19 protein-coding genes, 1 pseudogene and 1 other annotated feature are annotated in these 22,276 nt (G+C 43.8%); of the genes and pseudogenes, 13 read left to right on the top strand and 7 right to left on the bottom strand.

What is annotated here, in order from left to right; all coding sequences use genetic code 11:
* The 3 genes and pseudogenes from VM640_RS11915 to VM640_RS11905 all read left to right on the top strand — a co-directional run.
* The coding region (locus VM640_RS11915) for a GyrI-like domain-containing protein (protein ID WP_325392473.1) at positions 1 to 675 on the top strand (675 nt) is incomplete at its 5' end.
* 2 nt (positions 676 to 677) lie between these two features.
* Positions 678 to 1,337: a GyrI-like domain-containing protein gene (locus VM640_RS11910; protein ID WP_325392471.1), complete on the top strand. Its 660-nt coding sequence runs from the start codon at positions 678 to 680 to the stop codon at positions 1,335 to 1,337.
* Positions 1,338 to 1,876: 539 nt separating this feature from the next.
* Positions 1,877 to 2,251, top strand: a pseudogene (locus VM640_RS11905) (GTP-binding protein); the annotation flags it as partial.
* Between the two features lie 69 nt (positions 2,252 to 2,320).
* On the opposite strand, the gene VM640_RS11900 reads toward VM640_RS11905, so the two are convergent.
* Entirely contained in the window at positions 2,321 to 3,127 is an 807-nt protein-coding gene (locus tag VM640_RS11900; protein ID WP_325392469.1) for a DUF4885 family protein, read from the bottom strand.
* A gap of 129 nt (positions 3,128 to 3,256) precedes the next feature.
* Here VM640_RS11900 and VM640_RS11895 point away from each other — a divergent pair, with 129 nt between their 5' ends.
* Both VM640_RS11895 and VM640_RS11890 read left to right on the top strand, forming a co-directional pair.
* On the top strand, positions 3,257 to 4,126 hold the full coding sequence (locus tag VM640_RS11895; protein ID WP_325392467.1) for a hypothetical protein: 870 nt from the start codon (positions 3,257 to 3,259) through the stop codon (positions 4,124 to 4,126).
* A 265-nt stretch (positions 4,127 to 4,391) separates the two neighbouring features.
* Positions 4,392 to 5,384: a sodium:calcium antiporter gene (locus VM640_RS11890; RefSeq protein ID WP_325392465.1), complete on the top strand. Its 993-nt coding sequence runs from the start codon at positions 4,392 to 4,394 to the stop codon at positions 5,382 to 5,384.
* On the opposite strand, the gene VM640_RS11885 is transcribed toward VM640_RS11890, so the two are convergent.
* Both VM640_RS11885 and VM640_RS11880 read right to left on the bottom strand, forming a co-directional pair.
* Positions 5,356 to 6,231 (bottom strand): DMT family transporter, encoded by an 876-nt coding sequence (locus tag VM640_RS11885; protein ID WP_414647975.1) that lies wholly within the window; start codon positions 6,229 to 6,231, stop codon positions 5,356 to 5,358. The genes VM640_RS11890 and VM640_RS11885 overlap by 29 nt on opposite strands.
* A gap of 343 nt (positions 6,232 to 6,574) precedes the next feature.
* Positions 6,575 to 7,291 carry a LysM peptidoglycan-binding domain-containing protein gene (locus VM640_RS11880; protein ID WP_325392463.1) on the bottom strand — a complete coding sequence of 239 codons (717 nt, stop codon included), beginning with the start codon at positions 7,289 to 7,291 and terminating at the stop codon, positions 6,575 to 6,577.
* Positions 7,292 to 7,477: 186 nt separating this feature from the next.
* Between VM640_RS11880 and VM640_RS11875 the strand changes: the two genes are divergently transcribed.
* Positions 7,478 to 8,113, top strand: coding sequence for a TIGR04086 family membrane protein (locus VM640_RS11875; RefSeq protein WP_325392461.1), 636 nt, complete (start codon positions 7,478 to 7,480; stop codon positions 8,111 to 8,113).
* A gap of 66 nt (positions 8,114 to 8,179) precedes the next feature.
* Positions 8,180 to 9,577 carry an FMN-binding glutamate synthase family protein gene (locus VM640_RS11870; protein WP_325392459.1) on the top strand — a complete coding sequence of 466 codons (1,398 nt, stop codon included), beginning with the start codon at positions 8,180 to 8,182 and terminating at the stop codon, positions 9,575 to 9,577.
* A 90-nt stretch (positions 9,578 to 9,667) separates the two neighbouring features.
* Here the strand turns inward: VM640_RS11870 and VM640_RS11865 are convergent, their stop codons facing one another.
* Positions 9,668 to 11,002, bottom strand: a complete 1,335-nt coding sequence (locus VM640_RS11865; RefSeq protein ID WP_325392457.1) for a methyl-accepting chemotaxis protein — start codon at positions 11,000 to 11,002, stop codon at positions 9,668 to 9,670.
* Between the two features lie 235 nt (positions 11,003 to 11,237).
* Positions 11,238 to 11,463: a binding site (T-box leader), on the top strand.
* A 52-nt stretch (positions 11,464 to 11,515) separates the two neighbouring features.
* Between VM640_RS11865 and VM640_RS11860 the strand changes: the two genes are divergently transcribed.
* From VM640_RS11860 to VM640_RS11845, 4 genes are all read left to right on the top strand, one after another.
* Positions 11,516 to 14,161: a valine--tRNA ligase gene (locus VM640_RS11860; RefSeq protein WP_325392455.1), complete on the top strand. Its 2,646-nt coding sequence runs from the start codon at positions 11,516 to 11,518 to the stop codon at positions 14,159 to 14,161.
* Positions 14,162 to 14,252: 91 nt separating this feature from the next.
* Complete coding sequence (locus VM640_RS11855; RefSeq protein WP_325392453.1) at positions 14,253 to 15,608, top strand: bifunctional folylpolyglutamate synthase/dihydrofolate synthase; 1,356 nt, start codon at positions 14,253 to 14,255, stop codon at positions 15,606 to 15,608.
* A 221-nt stretch (positions 15,609 to 15,829) separates the two neighbouring features.
* Positions 15,830 to 16,516: an SPOR domain-containing protein gene (locus tag VM640_RS11850; protein ID WP_325392451.1), complete on the top strand. Its 687-nt coding sequence runs from the start codon at positions 15,830 to 15,832 to the stop codon at positions 16,514 to 16,516.
* Between the two features lie 112 nt (positions 16,517 to 16,628).
* Positions 16,629 to 17,261: a redox-sensing transcriptional repressor Rex gene (locus VM640_RS11845; protein ID WP_325392449.1), complete on the top strand. Its 633-nt coding sequence runs from the start codon at positions 16,629 to 16,631 to the stop codon at positions 17,259 to 17,261.
* Positions 17,262 to 17,387: 126 nt separating this feature from the next.
* On the opposite strand, the gene VM640_RS11840 is transcribed toward VM640_RS11845, so the two are convergent.
* Genes VM640_RS11840 through VM640_RS11830 form a run of 3 tightly spaced genes read right to left on the bottom strand, consistent with a single transcriptional unit; the run spans position 17,388 to position 19,988 of the window.
* Positions 17,388 to 17,744 carry an SMR family transporter gene (locus VM640_RS11840; RefSeq protein ID WP_325392447.1) on the bottom strand — a complete coding sequence of 119 codons (357 nt, stop codon included), beginning with the start codon at positions 17,742 to 17,744 and terminating at the stop codon, positions 17,388 to 17,390.
* Between the two features lie 4 nt (positions 17,745 to 17,748).
* Positions 17,749 to 19,035 (bottom strand): hypothetical protein, encoded by a 1,287-nt coding sequence (locus tag VM640_RS11835; protein WP_325392445.1) that lies wholly within the window; start codon positions 19,033 to 19,035, stop codon positions 17,749 to 17,751.
* Positions 19,036 to 19,070: 35 nt separating this feature from the next.
* Positions 19,071 to 19,988 (bottom strand): decaprenyl-phosphate phosphoribosyltransferase, encoded by a 918-nt coding sequence (locus tag VM640_RS11830; RefSeq protein ID WP_325392443.1) that lies wholly within the window; start codon positions 19,986 to 19,988, stop codon positions 19,071 to 19,073.
* A 670-nt stretch (positions 19,989 to 20,658) separates the two neighbouring features.
* Here VM640_RS11830 and VM640_RS11825 point away from each other — a divergent pair.
* Together VM640_RS11825 and VM640_RS11820 are read left to right on the top strand one after the other, a co-directional pair.
* Positions 20,659 to 21,831, top strand: a complete 1,173-nt coding sequence (locus tag VM640_RS11825; protein WP_325392441.1) for a DegT/DnrJ/EryC1/StrS family aminotransferase — start codon at positions 20,659 to 20,661, stop codon at positions 21,829 to 21,831.
* A gap of 215 nt (positions 21,832 to 22,046) precedes the next feature.
* The gene (locus tag VM640_RS11820) at positions 22,047 to 22,265 is read left to right on the top strand and encodes a hypothetical protein (RefSeq protein WP_325392439.1); all 219 of its coding nucleotides are present in this window, start codon (positions 22,047 to 22,049) and stop codon (positions 22,263 to 22,265) included.
* The last annotated feature ends 11 nt before the right edge of the window (positions 22,266 to 22,276 follow it).

The raw sequence follows: 22,276 nt of genomic DNA, 5'->3' as shown, positions 1-22,276 counted from the left end.
CACGTCATAACTTTGAGCATTAACAAAACAATCAATAAAAAGGACGTGAATAAAACGAATGTGCAAAAAGTGACAAACTATATTGTAATTTTTGATCTAAAAGGGGCTGTTTTTGTGACAAACTTTTTTGTCAGTGAACATGAAAGTCAAATTTCTAAGGAAAAAGAGCTTATAAGAAAAATCACCCTCTATATCAAATCGAAGAATAGGGAGGATACGAGTATGAGCTACAAAATTGAAGTCAAGGAAATTGCGTCTGTTACAGTAGCTTCAATTCGCTACAAGGGAAAGTACAGTGATGTAGGAATGTATATTGGAGAAATTTATAAGGCGGTTAAAAACAATGGAGCAGGAGCCCCCTTTAATTGCTACTACGATGCTGGATTTAAAGAAGATGCAGATATTGAACTTTGTGTACCTACAACTCAATTAATCAATGATAGTCGTATTTCTGCTAAAAAGTTACCTGCAATAAAAGCAATTTGCACCACTCATACAGGGAGTTATGATAAGTTGAATTCAGCTTACAAAGCGCTATTTGATTATGCAAATGAACATAATATGAACTGTATAACGCCATCAAGAGAAGTTTATATTAAAGGTCCCGGAATGATTTTCAAAGGTAACGAAAACAATTACGTAACGGAAATTATGATACCCTTTGAGGGGGTGTAAGTATGGCAAATGGAAAGCTGGATTATAAAAAAGAGTATAAAGACTTATATATGCCCAAGGCAAAGCCTTGCATCATTGATGTTCCAGCTATGTGTTTCATCATGGTGGACGGTAAAGGCAACCCAAACGTTGAGGAGGGAGAGTATCAACAGGCGGTAGAGTTATTATACGCCTTATCCTACACGATCAAAATGAGTAAAATGGGAGGCAACCTACCAGCGGGTTACTTTGAATATGTTGTTCCGCCTCTTGAGGGGCTATGGTGGTTGAATGATAATTCGCATTTCGATTTCTCAACGAAGGAAAAGTTCTGCTGGACATCTATGATTCGTCAGCCCGAATTTGTTACACAAGAGGTGTTTGATTGGGCATGCAAAGAGCTTGCAAAGAAAAAACCGCAGTTGGACACATCAAAGGCAAGGCTGCAGACATTTGATGAGGGTTTATGTGTGCAGATGATGCATATTGGATCTTTTGATGATGAGCCTAAAACGATTGCGCAAATTGATGCGTTTATAAAAGAGAAAAACTATCAAGATGCAATTTCTGAGGTGCAGCCTGACGGAACGATTAAAAGACACCATGAAATCTATCTTGGGGATCCACGTAAAATTGAATCGTCAAAAATGAAAACCGTTCTGCGTCATCCTGTAAAAGGTTAAAGATAATGAGCATAATCTCTGTTGCTAAACCTGCATCTATATCATCCTAGTGAGACAAATATATTGTCGAAAGCTGTTGTATTCAATATGATGCGGTAGCCTTTACTTTGTGATATAACGGAAAAAGCAATGGCAGATGATTCATATAATATTTCATTATAACCTGGAAAACAACACTATAGAAACTTGGTTATCTAAAGAATTTTGAAGAGTATATGCATAAAACATGCCAGTGTCACAAGGCGCACCGCCCCGAATGCGAAAACTGTGGTTTAAGGGACTTGTGCAAATACGGCGGAGCCGCCCTCGGGTAAAACGGCCACTACCTGTTATAGGCGATAAAAATCAAAATTCGCATTTCATACAATTTAAGCTCCCTTAGGCCAAAGCGGCGCCTGGGGTCAAGTTGCTGGAGAACGCCAAGGAGCACTAAGAGTAGTACTAATAAGTATTTAGACAGCGGTGTTTTTGGTCACTGCTTGGGTCAGGCATTGGCCAGTCGCACTTGAGGTGCGCATGCCTCGCCTCCTTAAGAATTCGGGTATGGCTATGCTAAAGTTTCGAAAGAAGTCCATTCCCAATGGGGAAAGATGATGGAAGATTACTTTTCCACACGTGAAAATTTACGGGCGGTTATCCAAGTGGTTGATTTTCGTCATAAACCGAGTCTGGAAGATCAGGAAATGAGTGCCTTTTTATGGAATCGGGGGATTCCGGTTCTCGTTGTGGCGAAGAAGTCGGATAAAATCGCCCGGGGGCAATGGTCCAAATATTTGAAAGTCATTGCTGAAACCCTCGAACTTCCGGATTGTCAATTTATCCTACCTTACTCGGCGGAAACTGGAATAGGAGTGGAAGAACTCCATCAAGCCATTGAGGAAATTTTGAACGAAGAAGAATCGGAAGATGAGTAAACTTTTGTTAAAGTTGTTTTGATATTGAAAAAAAGTAAAGACCGAATTGATAAAAAACAAAAAGTTCATTTATTTCAGAGAATCAACCCTTGCTTTCAATTCTTCAATCCAATCTGTTTTCCCAGTTCCATAGCTTTCTTTTTGCCCAATGTCTTGTAAGGAACCGTTTTCGTACCCAATGGATAAAAATAAATCAGGAATCGAATCAAAGCCGTTTTTAGCAAGGTCACTCAGCTGAGATCCATAATAGTCCATAATATGTACAAACAGCTCCTTGGCATTATTAGCTGTATTCAGTGCCTCTTCTAACTGTCCGCTAAGCACGATATCATCGGTCCCGCTTACAGTTAGCTTGTAATTGTTAGGATCAATCGTAAATGTCAATTTAGTATCCTTCGGAATGTTGATTTGATATTCATCAAGCAGCTGTTTTAACTGGTCGTTCACTTTTTGGCGGTTAAATTCTTTCCGTTCTGCGACTTCTACATTAATATTAAGAGAGGAAGGGGAGATATTACGAAAGAGCGAATCCCGAAAGTCATAATAGCCTATCAAGCCATTTTGTAACCAGCATCCCTCTGCACGAAGGGATATATTTCTCTCTGTCTCGGTCAAGTCGCTCCTGAAATAAGGGGAATTTTGGTTTACGTATTTATCCCAGATGTGCTGATCTGGATTACTAAACTGCTTATTTTGTTCGTTGATTTTTCTGTACTTATCGTCTAATGCTTGTGCTAGTTTATCTGCGTCACTTACCCAACCGTTATTGTTATTAATGAGGGTATTATTTTGTGTTTTTCGATTTATGGAATTTGTTGTAATGGTTAAAGTACTAATAGAATTTATACTTATGCAAATTCCTCCATATATTTTCAAGTCAAATAATTTATTTGATAATTATATATCGGCAATAAATGGAAATAAGCTTAGAGATATTTTATCCCAATTATGATAATATAAGATATAATAAGAATAACATTCTATTTATATATTTTTATGTTATAATTGGGAAGAGGTGCTTTTAAAAAACTACTAGGATTAACCTTATTGATCCTGTTGGTGTTTTCACAAGGTATACCGGCATATGCAGTCGGCACGATTACTGGGAATAACAGCTTGGGAACAGCATATGCGGCTGGATATTGGAAATACAGTAATATGAGTACTACAATCTTGCCTGCAAACCAAACCGAAGCCTATTATACGTTCACTGCGAATGCCGGTGATAAAGTTTATGTTAGGAGTTCATATCAGAATGAATATACAGGCATGAAAATAGAAATAGTTGATAGTAACGGGCTGCAGATTTCTCAGGGAACAGCAGTTGTTGACCCTAATTCGCTTATCCCATTTATTTTTGTAAAAGCCGATGCATCTTCAAGCTCTCAAACTTTTTATGTCAGAGTTAGTAGGGGGAGCTATACAGGAGATATGTATTTTACAGTATCTATTCTGGACCGAATAAAATCGGGTTCCGGAAAGTTTAATTTTTCAGGATCGGCTGTTAATCCTGGAAACGTTAATTTAAACCTGGCAGGTGTGGATTCCTCTGTCATTACGATGGATTTAACAAACAATACGACTATCCCCAAATATGCGATTGTCAAGTCTGTAACTACATCCGGGACTCAATCACCAAGCCAGGGAAATGTACACCATATGATAATGTGTGAGCAAACAGGAGTCTGGTATACAGCTACTGTTTCCAGTGCGACCAGTGGTGCTTACACTATTTCTTTGCCGAACCAATTAAATGTGGCTAAAAAATGGGATTTCAAATACAATGCAATGGCAACAGCGAAATCTACTATGTCGAATGTCAGTGCGACTATAAACTATCAGTATGATGCAACAGATCAATTTAGTTATCAGTAATAACGAAACAATGTAGCTGCGAAAGGAATTACGGAAATAGGAAAAAAGGCTGCCTCTATCCAGTTTAAAAAACTGGTTTTGAGGCAGCTTTTTTTTGATATTAAATGGGTTACTGAACCTGTTATACAAGTAGGGCACGCTTTTATTATTCTGTTAATCCGATTACGGAATATACATAAACTGTATGGTGCTTGTTCTCGATTCGAAAATGATAGCTAGTTCTAATTTTGGTTAGGCTCAGTTATAGAATGGAGGAGCAGGAGCTTTGAAAGATGCAGTGATTATGCTCTCGAGTTTAGGGTTAATCTTAGCCTCGGCTGAAGCCTTCACGAATGGCGTGGAATGGTTAGGTAACCGCTTACATTTGGGCGCGGGAGCAGTCGGAAGTGTTCTGGCTGCTGTGGGAACTGCCTTACCAGAAACGATGGTTCCTCTGATCGCCTTTCTCGGGACTCAAGGAGAGGGAGAAATTACCGAGGTGGGGATTGGTGCTATTCTCGGTGCTCCGTTTATGTTAACGACTTTGGCCTTTTTTATCTCCGGATTGGCTGCCTTGTTTTTTCGAAGGAGCAATCGCCCCTTGAAAATTCAAGGTGAAGTCATTAGGCGGGATATTTCTTTCTTTCTTGTCACGTATACCCTAGCTATCATCTCTTCATTTTTGCCTTCCCCTTCACTGAAATTAGGAATAGCAGGGATTCTCCCCTTGATCTATATTCTCTATGTGATTATTACGGTGAGACAGAGCAGGGGAGGTGAAGAGCAGGGACAGCTGTCTCCGCTCTATCTTGCGCGACAAGCCCAACAGCCAGAATTAATCTCAATCATGGGGCAAATAACCCTTGCTCTTTTAGGAATTGTTGTTGGGGCCCATGGCTTTGTCGATGCGGTTCAATCCGTTGCCTTAACGACAGGAATTCCAGCGCTCGTTTTATCTCTGATTATTACCCCGATCGCTACGGAACTCCCTGAAAAGTTCAATAGTGTGATTTGGTTGAGCCGAGGAAAGGATACCTTAGCTTTGGGGAATATTACGGGAGCCATGGTTTTCCAAAGTTCGATGATTCCAGCAATAGGGATTGCGTTAACCCCTTGGAACCTGGAGCCCCTCGCGTTGTTGAGCGGGCTCTTGGCCCTTGCGTCCGCATTGATTCCTTTCATGATGCTCAGACGTCGAGGAGAGATCTATCCAGTGACGCTTTTAGCAGGTGGGGGTTTTTATCTCTTGTTTATTCTGACGGTTCTGAAGTTTCTCTAGGTCCACTAAATTCGGCAATAAGCATCCCGATTAGGACTAGAGTAGCGCCGGCTAACCCCCGGAGAGGTAAAATTTCCCCTGCAAGGAGGAAGGCAAAGAGGGCGGAAAAAACCGGTTCGGCTGAGCAGATGAGCGCGGTTTGCGTAGGTGTTGTGAATTGTTGCATCTTGGTCTGGATAAAAAAGGCCAACGAAGTTGCAGGTATGGCCGTTAAGAGGATGCCAAACCAGGCATACGACGAAAAGTGAATTGAAGCTTGGGGAAAGATAAACGAAGAGATGCCACTGAGAATGCTTACGGCCAGAATCTGTCCAGCAGCAAGCACGGTTGCATTCTCGGTGGGTGCATAATGGCCGACAAAGAAAATATGGAGCGCGAAAAAGAAAGCACAGAATAAAACGATCAGATCTCCTTGGTTGAAGCGCAAATCATCGCCCAAGGAGAGTAAAGCTAAACCGAGGGTCGCGCTGATGATCCCGAGGATAAGGGTTGGACGGGGAAGCCTTTGGGTGGTAAGGACAACGAGAGCTGGAACGAGGACGACGCTTAAGCCGGTGATGAACCCAGCGTTGGAGGCAGTGGTGTACTGCATTCCAATAGTTTGGGTTGCGTAGCCGCCAAAAAGAATGCAGCCTAAACCGAGCCCTTTCCAAATTCCCGTTCGGGTTAAATAATTACGTTGGATCCAGACAAAAGGAAGTAAAGTTAAGAAGGCGATAGCAAAGCGAATGGACAGAAAGGGAAAAGGCGGTAGATCCTCAGTTGCGCGTTTGACGACAATAAAGGTAGCCCCCCAGACGGCAGTAACCGCAAGCAGGGATAAATTAGCCCAACGACGTTGAATCAAACGAATTCACTCCTATAATCAATGTCATGGTTTGAGATCCGTAAATCATAGCTCGCAGGTACTGAAAAAGAACGAAGAAAGGCCGTTACGTTATTGCGTAACGGCTTCATTACTTCATTATTCTTATGTACAAGAAACCGAAAGATTCCGGTGAGTTCTAAGACTCGTCTAAAGATACTGTACTTTAACAGCCGCAGCTTTTAGTATACCTGAACTGAGCTGCGAGGGAAAGAAAAATTTGATATTCACACAGCGTCCTGGGGACAGGGGGATTGAAGACCAGAAAAAATACGAGGCTCGTGGTACCAACCTCGAACCTCGTATCCCAATTTCGACTCTCGATTTATCCTTTTCCTCCTTCAGGTCCTGTCTCTGAAGGAACGGGCATCTCAGGCATCATCGGAGTAGGTAAAGGAGCAATTTCGCCTCCACAGAACTGGTGTTTAGCTTGCGCGAAGCAATGATAATGACGTTCCTCGTCAGCAGCGATCTGGGTGAGAATAGCTTGTATTTCCGGAATCGGGATCTTTTGGGCGAGTTCGCAATAGTGCTGGACGGACTTGGCTTCATCTTCCATGTTATAGTCAAGGATTGCACAAAGCTCTGTCGTATAGTTTAAAAACCGTGCACGCCAATCGACCCAGTGGCCTTTGCTGAAAGAGCCATACCGGGGATCAACTCCGAGATAACGTAACGCCCAGCCGAACTGTTCAAGATGATGTAATTCATCATAAGCAATCGGACGAAGCAGTTCATCAAATTCTGGACGATCCAGTACGACAGCTTGGTATAAGTAGGTGGTTACGGCAGAAAGTTCAGAGTCTTTCCCAGCATAAACTTCGTAGAGCCACATGGCATAAGTAAAATTCGGTTCAGGGATTTCTCCGGGTACCGGTCCGGTTGTCTCTAAGGTGGGTAGCAAAAGAACCTGCCCGGGATAGATGCGATCGGGATGTTTGAGATGATTCAGATGGATGATGTCGGACATCTCAACATTATAGGCTTTCGCAATTTTATAAATCGTATCTTCCGGCTGGACAACGTAACGCGCATAATCCATAGGGTTAACCTCCAATCTCGGCTTTACTTTACTATATTCCTCAAGATCGTAAAGGTGAGTCTTGAGTTATTTACAAGAAATGTTAAGCGTTTGGCATGAAAGGGACAGGTTGTACGTAAAAATGAGGTAGAAACTTAGAAATAATCTTATGGAGAATGCATGTGAAGTTGGAAAGGAGTGCGTTATATGGGAAATATAATTTTGCGGGGGATTAGCTCAGCCCTGGTGGTGACTGTAATAACCTTACTCGCCGGAATGTTTTGGAGTGCAATGGGGTACGGCGGACTCAGTGTCTCAAGTTTAGTGGACATTGGCCTTGTTGTGAGTTGTGCCACAGCGGGTTATCGGACTGGTAAGCAGAGTGGAGTATGGTTTTGGGGAGGGGTAGCTGCACTGGGCTATGTAAGCTTAAGTATTATGTTGGCCGCTCTTTTCCTACCGGTTAGCAGGTGGGGAGCGGTTCAAATCTTGGTCGAAGGTGGGCTTATCGGCATCCTTACGGGGGCCTTCGGAGCAGGGAAAACTTGGGGGACGGGTTCTCAGAGAACGGGCTTGAACCGACCGTTTACTTCTCGTGCAACCCACTGGGGGGAAGAGCGCGAATGGGATAAGTGGGATACCCCATCGGATCCACCAGAAAAAGACTGGAGTGTAGATGCAAGGAAGAGTAAGGAAGTCGATGAATTCGGCCCAAATAAAGAAGGCGAATGGGAGGAATGGATGGGAAATAGTGTCGAAAAACGCAATAAAGAGTGCGGAAGGCAGGAGGATTATAGGATTAGAGCCGAAAAAAATGCGTGGTGGGAAGAGGACGTATTCTGAATATTATTGAGAAAGGGTTGCAGACTAAGAAAGATAGCAACTTTGGGTGAAAAGAGGGAAAGCCCTGTGGAAAACGCCCTTGTTCTTGTTTTATTTAGTGTCTTAGCAAGTATCGTCGGATTCGCTCTCCTAGGTCTGGTGTTTTTTTGGCTTGGGAAACACTATTTTCGTAAGATTGTCCAACGGTTGTTTAGCTTAGTCCTGGGGCGGCTTCTCAAAGATGAATATTCCGAAAATCTAATGGAACTTTGGAGTGCAACCCAGCGAACTTCAGTTACAAATATTTTGGAAATCAGTCAGCGGGCCCAGTTTGGCAAAATCATTAAACGTCCGTTGGGTTCGCCCAGGAAATTTCCGCATTATGACAATTTGTTGTTTGTTCCGGCGCAAATGGCCCGACTACCGATCGAGCCTTCAGAGAATATCGAGATAAAGGTTACGCTTGGTCCTAAGGCTAAGGAGCCTTTAACGTTGGAGATTCCCTTGATTATTACTGGGATGGCCTATGGAGAAGCACTCAGTGAAGAAGCGAAAATAGCTTTAGCCCGTGCGGCAAAACAGGTTGGAACGGCGATTAATTCTGGAGAGGGGCCGTTTTTAGCGGAAGAGAGACAGGAGGCAGGAAAGTATATTTGGCAAGTGGGCAGGAGCTCTTTCGGAAGGAACGCGCAGGCGATTGCTCAGGCAGACATGGTTGAAGTTCAGATGGGCCAGGGATCCCGGGTGGGTGGAAATGTTATTGAGCCGAAGGCGGTGCAAGGAAAAGCTCAGAAGCTTATGGGAGTTTCTCCAGACGAGCCGATAGTCTTGGGAGCGGTTACCCCTGGTATTACAAATCCTTGGGATTGGCCAGGCTATGTTGCGGATTTGCGTAAACAAGCAGGGGGAAAACCGATCGGGTTAAAAATAATGGCGGGGGGGAGGTTAGAGGTTGATTTGGCGGTGGCTATAGAAGCAGGATTCGATATTATCACAATCGGTGGAGCGCAGGGCGCTAGCGCTGGATCCTCTCCTACTTTATCTGACGACTTTGGAATTCCCAGTATCGTTGCCTTAATCCGCGCTCATCGTTATTTAGTGGAACAAGGGATACGCAAAGATATTAGTCTGATTGCGGCTGGAGGGTATGTTACGCCAGGTGAATGTTTGAAGGCTTTAGCTTTAGGAGCAGATGCGATTTACCTAGGGACAGCTCCTCTTTTTGCCTTAGTTCATGGACAAATAGGGCAGGTTATGCCTTGGGAGCCCCTGACGCAACTTGTTTGGTATGATTCAAAATATAAAGACCGTTTAGATATTGATCAAGCGGCTCAAAGTGTGACGAATTTGCTTAATTCTTTTATCCTGGAAATGCAGGAGGGGATACGTGCCTTAGGCAAAAAATCTCTGGCGGAATTAGGCCCCAACGATTTAGTCGCCTTAGATGATTGGACGGCTGAACTAACTGGTGTCAAGAAGATATAAAAAAGTAGAAGCGATTATTAAAGTCGCTTCTACTTTTATTGCGATGAATACTTTATGTTGGTAGTTTGGGAGGATAAGGCAACCAAAAATTTAGGCCAGTTTGAATCTCCGGGCCGCGGTTTGAAGTTCGAGAGCCGTACCAGAGAGTTCTACACTAGATTGATTGATATCTTCCATGGAATGCATTTGTTCGGAACTGCTGCTGGCTACTTCTTCGGTTTGAGCGGTCGTTTCTTGGGTGATCGAGGCGACCTGAGAAATTTCTACCGAGATTTTTTGAGAGCCCTGGGCGATTTCGGTGGAGAGGCTAGCAACTTCCTGGATCTGTTCATTTACCGTTTGAGTCCCCTCCATAACCCGATTAAAGGCCTGTTGGGCCTCGCCGATAGCGAGGGTACCACTCTGAACGACTTCTTTTTCCGCATCCATACTCGTAATGGCCTTTTCGAGGTTCGTCTTGATATCAACGATAATTTGTTCAATCTGAGCGCTCGAGACGGTCGATTGTTCAGCTAGCTTCCGGACTTCCTCCGCTACGACACTAAAGCCACGGCCATGTTCACCAGCGCGAGCCGCTTCAATCGCTGCATTGAGAGCCAGGAGATTAGTCTGATCAGAGATAGCTTTGATTGTTTCCACAATCGTGCCGATCACTGCTGATTTTTCACCTAAAGTTGAGATGATTTTTCCGGTTTCATCTACCGTTTGATGGATGTGATCCATTTGGGTATTCGCTTTAGCCATAGCCAAGTCCCCATCTGTAGCTACTTGTAAAGCTTGACTGGAAGCACGATCGGCGAGTTTGACATTCTCTTCGATCTTGGAAATACCTCGAGCCATGTCCTGAATCGCCAGCATAATTGTTTGTACGCTGTTTGCTTGCGATTGAGACCCATTCGCTACTTGGGTGATAGCACTGGCAACCTGCTTTGCGGATAAAGCGGTAACTTCTGCCCGCTCCGCAAGCACCCGCGAAGAGTCGGCAAAGATATCCGATCCGTGAGAGATTTCGCCAACCAAAGTGCGGAAGTTATTTGACATTAAATTTAAAGCTTTGCAGAGTTTCCCGATTTCATCGTTATTATCCATCGTGGACAAACTCGCGGTTAAATCCCCTTGGGCAACTTGTTCGGAAAAAGAAACAGTGCGGCGTAGGGGAGAAACAATAAGAAAAGCGATGTAACAGCCATAAAGGAAGATAAATAGACTACAAATAATGGTTAGTATGAGAATTAATCCGATGTGGCTGACAAGGTCGCCACGCTGTGCCATAATGTAGACTGTACCTCCAGACGCTAAGGTAATCAAGGCGTTGATTCCGAAGGCTAATATGAGTTTAGTAGAGACGCCAAGATTAAACCACCAATGGACAATACGTGAATGCTTAAAGAAAAAATGACTCATGCGATCGAAAAAAATTTCCATAATGTCGCGAAGCCTCCCCGTGATTTCCTTGAATTGAAAGGATATGAAAAAATTCACATTATTTATTATTTTAACATATAGATAAGCTCAGAGAAATAGATTTGCTTTCGTTTTTGAAGAAATTTACGAGAAATTATTAGAAATTATTAGAAAACCTCCGCTTCTCAGGTTTTCTTTACACAATCAAGGGTAATAGATATAATATAATATATCATCTCATTTATCTTACGATAAATTAAACTCGATGAATGTGAGGAATAGCGGATAACGACTGTGAAGAGAGAGAAGCTGCTACGCTGAAAGGCTTCTTCGGTTGACGCTTGGGTCGCACAAGAGGGGCAAGGGGGAACCACTGGTGTACTCCTTGACGGGTTAGCCCGTTAACGCGATAAGAGCCAAGACTTAAAAGATTATGTAAGTCTTGGAAAAAAAGGTGGTACCGCGAGCTCTTCGTCCTTGGAGGATGGGGAGCTTTATTTGTAGAGTTTGTTTTGGAGATAGGAAGGTGGATTTATGAGCGAAGAGTTTGAAATGGCCAAAGTTTATGATCCTAAAGATGTTGAAGGGAAATGGTATTCCTATTGGGAAAAGAACGGTTTTTTCCATGCCGAGGTGGATGAAGCGAAACCTGCGTTTAGTATTGTCATGCCACCACCGAATGTGACTGGGGCGTTGCATCTGGGCCATGCCATTGATGCCGCGATTCAGGATATCTTGACGCGGTATAAGCGAATGCAAGGTTTCAATACCTTATGGCTTCCTGGGACGGACCATGCAGGGATTGCGACTCAGGCCAAAGTGGAAGAACAACTGGCCAAAGAAGGAACGAATCGGCAGGAACTCGGACGGGAGAAATTTTTAGAGCGCGTTTGGGCTTGGAAGGAACAGTATGGCGGGCGGATTACCCAGCAACTTCGTCACCTTGGCGCATCGTGTGATTGGTCCCGGGAACGCTTTACGATGGATGAGGGCTGCTCTGAGGCGGTTCGAGAAGTGTTTGTGGATCTTTATAACAAAGGACTCATTTACCGGGGAAATTATATTATTAACTGGTGCCCGCATTGTCACACCACAATCTCCGACATTGAAGTCGAGCATGTAGAGCGTGAGGGGCATCTCTGGTACCTCAAGTATCCGGTTAAAGATAGTGATGAATTCCTCGTGGTTGCCACGACTCGTCCTGAGACCATGCTTGGAGATACAGGCGTAGCTGTCCATCCAGAGGATGAACGTTATGCCCACTTAGTTGGGAAAACTGTGATTTTGCCGCTCGTCAACCGAGAAATTCCGATATTTGCTGATGCTTATGTCGATCGGAAATTCGGAACGGGTGCTGTGAAAGTGACTCCGGCTCATGATCCGAATGACTTCGAAATGGGGCATCGCCATAATCTTGAGGAAATACGCGTCCTGGACAAAGAGGCCCGGATGAATGAAAATGCCGGAAAATATCAGGGTATGGATCGAGATGAGGCCCGCCAAGCGATCGTCAAGGAATTGGATGAATTAGGGGTTCTTGTCAAAGTTGAGACACTTCAGCATGCTGTTGGGGAGTGTTATCGCTGTTCAACAGTGATTGAGCCCATGGTCAGTCAACAATGGTTTGTCAAAATGGAGCCGTTGGCTAAGCCAGCAATGGAAGTAGTACAAGATGGTCGTCTCGAATTTGTACCCGAACGTTTTGCCAAAATCTATCTTGGATGGCTGGAAAACATTCGGGACTGGTGTATTTCTCGTCAGCTCTGGTGGGGACATCGGATTCCAGTTTGGTATTGTGAGGATTGCGGAACCGAAATTTGTGTCAAAGAAGACCCAACCATCTGTCCAAAGTGCGGTTCGACCCACCTCCATCAGGATCCTGATGTTCTTGACACTTGGTTCTCTTCTGCGCTATGGCCCTTTTCCACAATGGGTTGGCCAGATCAGACCCCTGAGCTCAAACAATTCTATCCAACCTCGGTTCTCGTCACGGGAAGGGATATCATTTTCTTCTGGGTTGCTCGGATGATCTTCACAGGGCTGGAATTTATGAAAGAAGTTCCATTTTCCAAAGTGATGATTCATGGTTTAGTCCTCGATGCTCAAGGACGGAAAATGAGTAAATCCTTAGGCAATGGGGTTGACCCGATCGAAGTCATTGAACAATATGGCGCAGATACGCTACGGTTCATGTTGATTACCGGGAATACTCCAGGTAATGACCTGCGTTTCCATCCGGAACGCCTTGATGCGACTCGGAACTTTACCAATAAAATTTGGAATGCTTCCCGCTTTGCCTTGCTAAACTTGACGGATTATCAGGAAGGGCCACGCGGGGAACTGCAGCTTTCTGATCGCTGGATTCTTTCTCGCTATGAAGCCACAGTGACTGCTGTGACTGAAGCACTGGAACGCTTTGACCTTGGAGATGCCGGACGGCTCCTTTATGAATTTATCTGGAGTGAATTCTGTGACTGGTATATTGAGCTGGCTAAAGCGCGGCTCTATGACAAGGAACATCAGGAAGTTCGCCATACGGTTCAGTCAATTCTCTTAGAAGTGCTTGGAGGAACGATACGCCTTTTGCATCCGTTCATGCCCTTCCTTACCGAGGAAATCTGGCATAACCTTTCGGTATCAGGTGATAGCATCATGATTCAATCTTGGCCAAAAGTCAGCGCTTATCGTGAGGAAAGAGTGGAGCAACGAATGACGTTGATCATGGATGTGATTAAAGCGATACGGAACATCCGAGCAGAAATGAATGTCCAACCCGGTAAAAAAGCGGAAATTATTCTTGTCGCTTCGGAGTTTGAAAATCGGAAGGTCTTGGAACTTGGACAAGAAGACATCCTCCATTTGGCAGGCGGATCGCACGTGGATATTGTTCCAGAATTAGAGGAAAAGCCAGCTCAGGCGGCAAGTGCAGTGCTTGATGGGGTGGAAGTTTATCTGCCACTTCGTGGACTTCTCGATCTGGATAAAGAAATTGCTCGGGTGGAAAAAGAGATTGCTCAAGCTCAGCAGGAATTGACACGCTTGGAAGGAAAGTTGGGTAATTCAGGTTTTCTTGCTAAGGCTCCAGAAAATGTTGTCGCCAAAGAACGGGAAAAACTCGAGGGAACAAAGGCTCGGATCAGTGCCTTGCAAATCCGTTTGCAGGAACTTCTTGAAGCTTAAAAAATGTGCAGGATAAGTTACGCTATAGCTTGAAAGAACATGGAAGAAAAACTCGATTGAAGTCAGATGGCGTGGAAAGAGGGTAAAAGTTTTGGAAAAAAAAGATGAGAAGGGGAAAAAAACCCAAGAGGAGCAAGCTTATCAGGCTGCCTTGGAGTACGTGGTTCATCTGACGAAGTTTGGGATAAATTTAGGCCTTGGCCGTATCCAAGCTCTCCTCCAAAGCGTAGGAAATCCAGAAAAAGAATTGCGCGTGATCCATATTGGAGGGACGAATGGCAAAGGTTCAACCAGTAAGATGGTTGCCAAGATTCTAGAAGAAGCGGGTTTCTGTGTTGGCATGTTCACTTCTCCTCACCTCAACGATTACCGAGAGCGGATGATGATCAATGGAGAAATGATTTCCAAGAAGGAGCTTACTCACTTAGTCGATACTTTGCGTCCTCATCTTGAGGAAATAGTCCAAAACGGAGTTGAGCATCCGACTGAATTTGAAGTAAGTACAGCCCTAGCCTTCATGTACTTCGCACAACAAAAAGTCGCTTATGCAGTGATTGAAGTCGGCCTAGGAGGAGCGATTGACTCCACGAATGTCGTTCAACCCCTCATTTCTGTGATCACAAATGTAGGAATGGATCATATGGATTACTTGGGAGAAACGCTCGGAGAGATTGCCACGGTTAAAGCAGGGATCCTCAAACCTAACTCGGTGGTAGTTACGGCTGCCGAGCGGCCTGAGGTACTACAGGTGATCCGGGAACGGGCGAAAGCTCTGAATATACCACTTTGGGTTGTCGGCGAAGACGTCCGTTGGGAAAGCCGCTGGAGTGGCGAACTGGAACAGGAGTTTGATCTTATTGGCTTACACGGCACTTATCCCAAAATACGTCTCCGTTTAATCGGAGCGCACCAGATTAAAAATGCAGCTACAGCCATCACGGTTTGTGAAGTTTTGCAGTCAGAGTATGGCGCCGAAATTACTAGGGAAGCAATCTATCATGGGCTGAAGGAAACCCTTTGGCCGGGGCGACTTGAAGTTTTGTCCTTGAAGCCAAAGGTCTTAATCGACGGTGCGCATAACGTAGATGGAGCAAATTCCTTAGCCGAGGCACTGCAACTCTTTACCCGCCAACGCCTGATTCTTTGTTTGGGGATGCTGGGGGATAAAGAGCGGGAAAAGGTGGCTGAGATTTTGCTTCCTCTAGCTGATGAGGTTATTATTACGAAACCGAACTCTCCACGAGCTGGAAATTGGCGATATTTGGCTGAATTAGTGACGAAAAAGGGTCTGCCAGTTACGACGATTGAGTCCCCAAGTGCTGCAGTTAGGGAAGGGTATCAACGATTACACCCGGAAGATATGCTTTGTGTGACTGGTTCTCTTTATATGATTTCAGAGGCTAGAGAAGCTTTGATCGGTATTACTGGCAAGAATCCATCAATCTAGGAAACGATGTTATACGAATTCTCCCCCAATTTTAGAGTAAGTTGAGTAAGTTAATCATCAAGATTAATCTACTCAACTTACTTCTGTAAATGGCAAGAAATGATTCTGGTCTGATCCTTTTTTCCCAAGCATAGATTGATTTAAAAGGAAGTTGTCCAACGAAAGCCATAGTGTTGAGTTGGGTTTTCTATTAGCGCAAGGCTTATAAGGGAGGATGGGTTATGAGATCCAGAGTTCATTGGAGAGTTTGGGGGCTAGTTTTGATTGGATCGTTTTTTTTGGTATGGATGACGGTGTATCTTGGCAATACTTATATTAAAATGCTGACTCAACCAAAAACGAGCCTTTCGCAATCTGCTACCGGCTCCGCTTCGGCAACGGAGATACTCGTTACACTCACTGAAATTGATTATTGGACGTGCCAAGTGGGTGTTTATGAAACAGAAGAAAACGCGAGATTAAGTAAAAGCCGTTTAGAAAAACTGGGTTGGGAGACGCAAATTGTGAAGCCAAGACCTTGGTCGGTAACGATTGGCTTTGCGCATGGACAAGAAGAATTGGCTACACTTCGGGACTTGCTCAAGGAAGGAGGCATAGAAAATGTAGTTAAACATTTTGTCGTACCGGGACAGGCTTACCGGATAACCGGAACTGGTACTGAGCAAACCGCTCAGATTCTTGTCGCCGTACAAAATTTCCTCAAGACGACACCGGGTCGACGAGGGGATACTTTGTCCGTATTAGAGAAAGAAATCTCAACTTCTTGGCCGCAAAAGTTGGATCAATTACACCAAGCAATAGACTATGTCTTAAAGGCCGAAAGAACCTTAGACTCTGATTCCCAGCGTTTAGCGGCTTTAAAACTTCTCGCAGAATATCAGAATACATTAAAAACAATTCAGGAGTAGAAAGAAATGTACGATAATCGGAAAATTAGTACATAAGTAATTTGCCTTTTTATTGCTTAGTGATATAATTAACTTACTCTATTTTCAAATTGGTTAGAAACGAGGGAGCTAGTTGAAGACATTAAAAATACCTGAAGCAACAATTATTCGCCTCTCGGTATATTCAAGATACTTGACGGAAGTTGACCGGAAAGGAATTATTACAATTTCTTCTGGTGAGGTAGCTGAGGGTGTCGGTGTAAGCCCAGCTCAGGTCCGGAAAGACTTGGCGTATTTCGGAGAATTTGGAACACGGGGTGTGGGTTACAATGTCAAAGACCTACATCGTCACATTTTGAAGATCTTAGGGCTTGCTCAAGATTGGAGTGTAACGCTCATCGGCTTAGGAAACTTAGGTTTGGCGTTAAACTCCTATAAGGGCTTTAGAGAACGTGGATTTATTATTACGAGTGTTTTTGATAATGATCCCCAAAAGGTTGGGACAATTGTCAATGGTGTCGAAGTCATGCCGATTGAACAGCTCGAAGAAATTGTCGCTGCCAATAAGACGCAAATCGGAATTATTGCTGTACCTTCAGCAGTGGCCCAGGATATTGCCGATAAGCTTGTCGTTTCGGGGGTGAAGGCTATTCTTAATTTTGCGCCAGGCGTTCTGAATGTTCCACCTGAAGTCGAACTCAGAAATGTAGATTTAGCTGTTAATCTCGAAGTGCTTACCTTTAACGTAGGAGCACAAAGATTCTAGACTTGGGTTAGGTCATAAGTTAAACTGGGTTGGAAAGCGAATTAAAAAATAGGCTAGTAAGATAAAAAAGTAAGGCAAGTGCCTTACTTTTTTCTTATTTTTAGCTAAAATTAACATTTGAAGTGGTCAGCTTCGAGCAACCAAAATGACTCCGAAAATAATAAAGAGTGTGCCAAGTATACGATAAATAGAAATGCTTTCTTTGAAAACAAGCCAGGATACAAGCATGATCAATACATAACCGATACTCACGAGGGGATAGGCGTAGCTTAATTCTAGTTTTGTCAGAACTTTAACCCAGAGAAGAAAGCTAATTCCATAGAAAAAGAGCCCGGACATGACGGGCAAATTCTTGAGAATGGAGAAAAGGCTGCCGAATAAATGAGTGCTCGAAAAATCCAGCTCTAAATGTATGGCTCCCAGCTTCACCAGGATTTGTCCGATTGCCCCTAGAAGTACGGATACGAGTGCCAATCCTAACATGTGCTTAATTCCTCTCTGTTCTTGATTTTCGAGCCAACCCAAGATTACAGAAGTAGATCAGGATGAAGATCACTGGAAAGGCGTAGCGGCTTTGTCCTTCGGTGATAAAGTAGATCCCCGTAAACATCCAGAATATCAATAGAAGAAAGAGGTTGGCAGCGTTTACTGCTTTTGGGGGGAGGGGCTTTTGGAGTGATTTGTTATTCATTCTGATAAGCGCTTTGAGAATTTGACGGGCATATTGAAAACTAGAGATGAGAATACCCAATAATCCGAGTACGAAAATTGGGGCTCGGATAAGTTCTGAGAGGATGACCAAAAATAGAGTTGTCAGTTTTGGGAGGGCGGCTCCGGCAAAACGGGAGTCGAAGTCATCGATAATGATATAGGTATTCGTGAGGCGCTGAAATCCTAAGTGGATGAAGGTTAGGGGATGCTCGCTAATCCACTGCTTTGCCGATTGGGTAAGCATTTTGTTTCTTTCTACAGGATTGGCTTGGAGATAGTCCGGATGCGTGACGATGGAATTTTCGACGTTCTCAGCGGGCATCCAGCGTCCATAATGATTCTGCGAATTATTGTTGATATAGAGAACAATCCCTCCATTATTGGAGACATAACTAAACTCCCCAAACATCTGGTAATTTCGGTAAAGCCAGGGTGTAAGGACGAAAACAGTCATCAAAAGGACAATCGCACTTTTTTTAATACTCTGCCCTAGACTTCGACTACGATAAAGCTCAGTTAAGAGAATGACCAGAAAGAAAGCGGGGAAGAAAGGCTTAATCATGGTATTCAATCCGGTTAAAAAGCCAATAATCAGATACTTATGACGGATCTCACTTAAGTAAAGATAGATAATGCCCAATAATACTGTGGCAAAAAGAATTTCGCTTCCCAGGATGCTGTTATAATAAATATTCATCGGAAAGAAAACAAAGAGGAGGAAGATCAGTTTCCGTGCTGATTCGGATAGGGTGAGTTTTCTCAAAATTTTTAATAAGATGAGGTTGCTTAGCGTACTGAGGGCAAGGTTCACAAGTTTCGCAACGATCACGAAGGGGCCAAAGATGTGATAAAAAAGCGCAAGGAAGATGGGATATCCGACTGTGGTATAGGTATCTCCCCACTGTCCGCCCCGGGCGATTTGCGCTGCAATTTCATGATAATATTGAAAATCAGAAACAGGTTCAGTTCTTACGAGAAAAATCCAGATCAAGCCTGTTAGAAACCCCAAACCGAGAACCCAGGCATAATAAGGAGTCCGCGGCCGAGTAGCCATCTCACTCATGCTCTATTTATTCCTTCCGTTTGATTCTATCCTCTTCACGTTAAGAGCCAAAAAACACTCGCTAACCAAAGGATAACCGAGAAGATGATATGACGATCTTCGAGGACAAGTTTTGTGGGATCTCCGCCTTTTCCAGTATGGATCAGATATAAATAGCGGAAAATGCCGTAGATCACTAGTGGAACAGTGTAAATCAGGTTAGAGGTATGATGAAGTGCAATCGTACCTGGATCTACGGTATAGAGGCTGTAAGCCATAATTACTCCTCCAGCCGTTATCCCAAGTAAATGATTAAGTAAATCTAAAGTATAGTTTTCTAAAACGGGACGGAAAGAGGCGGAATCATTGAGTTTAAGCTCTGCCAGCCTTTTACCGAAGCCTAGAAAAAGAGAAATCATAAGGCCACTTAATAACAGCCAGCGCGAGGGTCCAATCCCAATCCCCCAAGTTCCGGCTAAAATGCGGAGAATAAAACCAAAGGCAATCGAGAATACGTCTAGAATCACGATTTGCTTTAAAAGCTTGGAGTAAGCAATATTTTGGAGGACATAGACGAGGAGTATTCCGCCAAGAACCGAAGAAGTACTAAATCCAATGGCAAAGCCTGATGAAATGAGAACGAGGAGGATGCTGACAGCCGGACCAAGGGTGACAGCGCCTGAAGCGAGAGGACGCTTGCATTTGACGGGGTGGAGGCGATCCCTATCACGATCGATAAGGTCATTAAATATATAAACTGAGCTCGAAATGAAAGAAAATGCAAGCGCTGCAAGCACACTCCGTAAAAGAAGGCCCGGTTCAAGCCAACCTTTAGAAAAAAGGATACCGATAAAAACAAAGACGTTTTTGACCCATTGTTTGGGTCTAATCAGTTCTATGAGAGCCTTCGGACGATTCTTCTGGAGGGATGAGGTGTCCAGGTTGTTTGCCGGAAACTTAACGGGTAAATTCAATTATTCTCAGCCTTCCTTTTGCATTCCAAAATTATTCCAATTCTGGACATGGATAAGTATTCGACTTAATGAAGAATATTTCCTGCTTCTAGCGTTGTCTGTGTATTCGTCTGTGTAAATAAGATAGTAAGCCAAGAGAAATATAAAAGGTAACGGCGATGATCCCTCCGTTACCTCATAAATTCAACAGGATTACATTACACTAGTTTTAACTGCTTAAGGCTTTTTCCACAAAGTACGGATAACTATAATAACTTTATTATCAATCGCCCTTTGGCTAACTAATCTTGACACGTTTCATTACAGAATAAAGGGCTGCAAGTGCAAGGGTTGAGAATAAAACGCAGGCAAGCCATGCCAATAAAATAAACCTGCCAATCGTGTCGATTAACTTTTCTGGCTCGCTAAGGGAACGAGCGGCGATGATATATCCGCTGTTCGTTTTGATTGCGACCGTAGCAAAGCGTAATCCGGAGCGGGGTTGCCAAGTAACCCGTGCTTCACCGTTTTTGTCGACAGTATCGAAAACTTCGATAGGATAGGAGGGCTCAACGTTATCGAGAAGGCCTGAGGTGGCCTGTATTTTTTAAACAAATAATTGAGAAATGAGCAAGGCTTGTTGGGCACTGGAGCTAAGATGTGGTATATTATGCTGGGAGGTTGATAGTAAATGGAAAATCGTGTGATCCCTTTTTCACCACCAGATATTACAGAACAAGAGATTAACGCCGTTGTTGAAGTATTAAAATCAGGTTGGATCACAAGTGGCCCTAAGGCTGCATTATTTGAGGAAAAAATAAAAGAGTATTGCTCCGTTAAGAATGCGATGGCAGTGGCGAGTAATTCTCAAGGCATGGATTTGATTTTTAAGGTTTTGGAGGTCTCGCCTGATAGCGAGATCATAACAACACCTTATACGTATGTAGCCACCTCGAATACAACGCTCCATCGAGGGATTAAGCCCACTTTCGTCGATCTGAAGAAAGATAGTTTCTTTATGGACGAAGAAAAGTTATTTGAGGCGATTAACCCTAAAACTAAAGCGATTATTACTGTCGACGTCGGGGGGGTGCCCGTTGACTATGACGCCATAAAAGCTATTCTTAAAGCGAAAAACCGTGAGGATATTTTACTCGTATCCGATTCTGCGCATTCCTTTGGAGCAACATATAAAGGGAAACAAGTCGGAAATCAGTTTGATTTTCACATTTTCTCCTTCCATGCTGTGAAGAACTTAACCACTGCTGAAGGTGGCGCAATAACGTTTGATGGCGATCATGGACGCGAAGATCTGAAAAAGATCCTTAAATATACCTCACTCAATGGTCAATCAAAAGATGCTTTATCCAAGATGAAAGCCGGAGCCTGGAAATACGATGTTTTAACGGATGGGCTAAAATGCAACATGACCGATATCGCGGCTGCAATTGGTTTAGTTCAGCTCGAACGCTATGAAGAAATGCTTCTGCAGCGGAAGAAAATATCGAATCTTTACCAGCAGATGTTTGCTGATAAAGAGTGGGCTCTTTTACCGTTTTTAAAGGATGGAGACACGGAAAGTTCTTACCATCTTTATCCTCTACGAATAAAGGGTTTTACAGAAGAAAAACGGGACAAACTGATTGAAAATTTAGCGGAGATGGGAATTGCCACGAACGTTCATTATACCCCTATTCCGATGTTTACCTATTATAAACAAATTGGGTATTCAATTAAGGATTATCCGAATACCTTTGCCCAGTACGCAAACGAAATTACCTTACCGCTCTACTCCATCCTTTCATCAAGCGATGCCGAGTATGCAGCGGAGAATGTTATTCGTTGGGTAGAAAAGCTGAGATAATTAAAAAACGGAGTTCATGATAAGAGGCCTTAGAGATGGCAATTCTCCAAGGCCTCTGATAATCTTACGTTTTTGAACCAGGGGGCATGTCCCCTCGTTTCGTTCGTCACCCCGGTGAAAGACTTAAAGCGAGCAGTTCACCAAACTTAGGCAGTGGCGACTCTTGAAAGAGAAGGGTTGCGCATAGGACGTGCGCAACCGCCAACAGAGTAGCGATGGCACAGGACGTGCCAAGTGCAGAGTGCGCCAAGGAAACAAGTGCGATTGACCGGTCAAGGTCAATCGGGCATAGCAGTTCTGCAAGACGATTTTGGCGGGAACCCGTGACCCCAAATAAGGAGCCAGTGCCTAAGTTTGCTCTGACGACGATGAGCATGGAGGCTCAAGTGTCGCGGTGGACAGAACGTCCAAGGAGCGACTCGCCGACGACCTAAGAAGGGGTGCC

Source organism: Desulfitobacterium sp. (genome assembly GCF_035539115.1).
Lineage (GTDB): Bacteria > Bacillota > Desulfitobacteriia > Desulfitobacteriales > Desulfitobacteriaceae > Desulfitobacterium_A.
Note: the sequence above shows the minus strand (reverse complement) of the source record. Positions and strands in the feature narration are given on the sequence as shown.

Bases quoted from the DNA above. Each gene is read 5' to 3' on its own strand.
- VM640_RS11910 (WP_325392471.1), top strand. From the start codon at position 678: ATGGCAAATGGAAAGCTGGATTATAAAAAAGAGTATAAAGACTTATAT.
- VM640_RS11880 (WP_325392463.1), bottom strand. From the start codon at position 7,291: ATGGATTATGCGCGTTACGTTGTCCAGCCGGAAGATACGATTTATAAA.
- VM640_RS11875 (WP_325392461.1), top strand. From the start codon at position 7,478: ATGGGAAATATAATTTTGCGGGGGATTAGCTCAGCCCTGGTGGTGACT.
- VM640_RS11865 (WP_325392457.1), bottom strand. From the start codon at position 11,002: ATGGAAATTTTTTTCGATCGCATGAGTCATTTTTTCTTTAAGCATTCA.
- VM640_RS11860 (WP_325392455.1), top strand. From the start codon at position 11,516: ATGAGCGAAGAGTTTGAAATGGCCAAAGTTTATGATCCTAAAGATGTT.
- VM640_RS11850 (WP_325392451.1), top strand. From the start codon at position 15,830: ATGAGATCCAGAGTTCATTGGAGAGTTTGGGGGCTAGTTTTGATTGGA.
- VM640_RS11840 (WP_325392447.1), bottom strand. From the start codon at position 17,744: ATGTTAGGATTGGCACTCGTATCCGTACTTCTAGGGGCAATCGGACAA.
- VM640_RS11835 (WP_325392445.1), bottom strand. From the start codon at position 19,035: ATGAGTGAGATGGCTACTCGGCCGCGGACTCCTTATTATGCCTGGGTT.
- VM640_RS11825 (WP_325392441.1), top strand. From the start codon at position 20,659: ATGGAAAATCGTGTGATCCCTTTTTCACCACCAGATATTACAGAACAA.
- VM640_RS11820 (WP_325392439.1), top strand. From the start codon at position 22,047: ATGGCACAGGACGTGCCAAGTGCAGAGTGCGCCAAGGAAACAAGTGCG.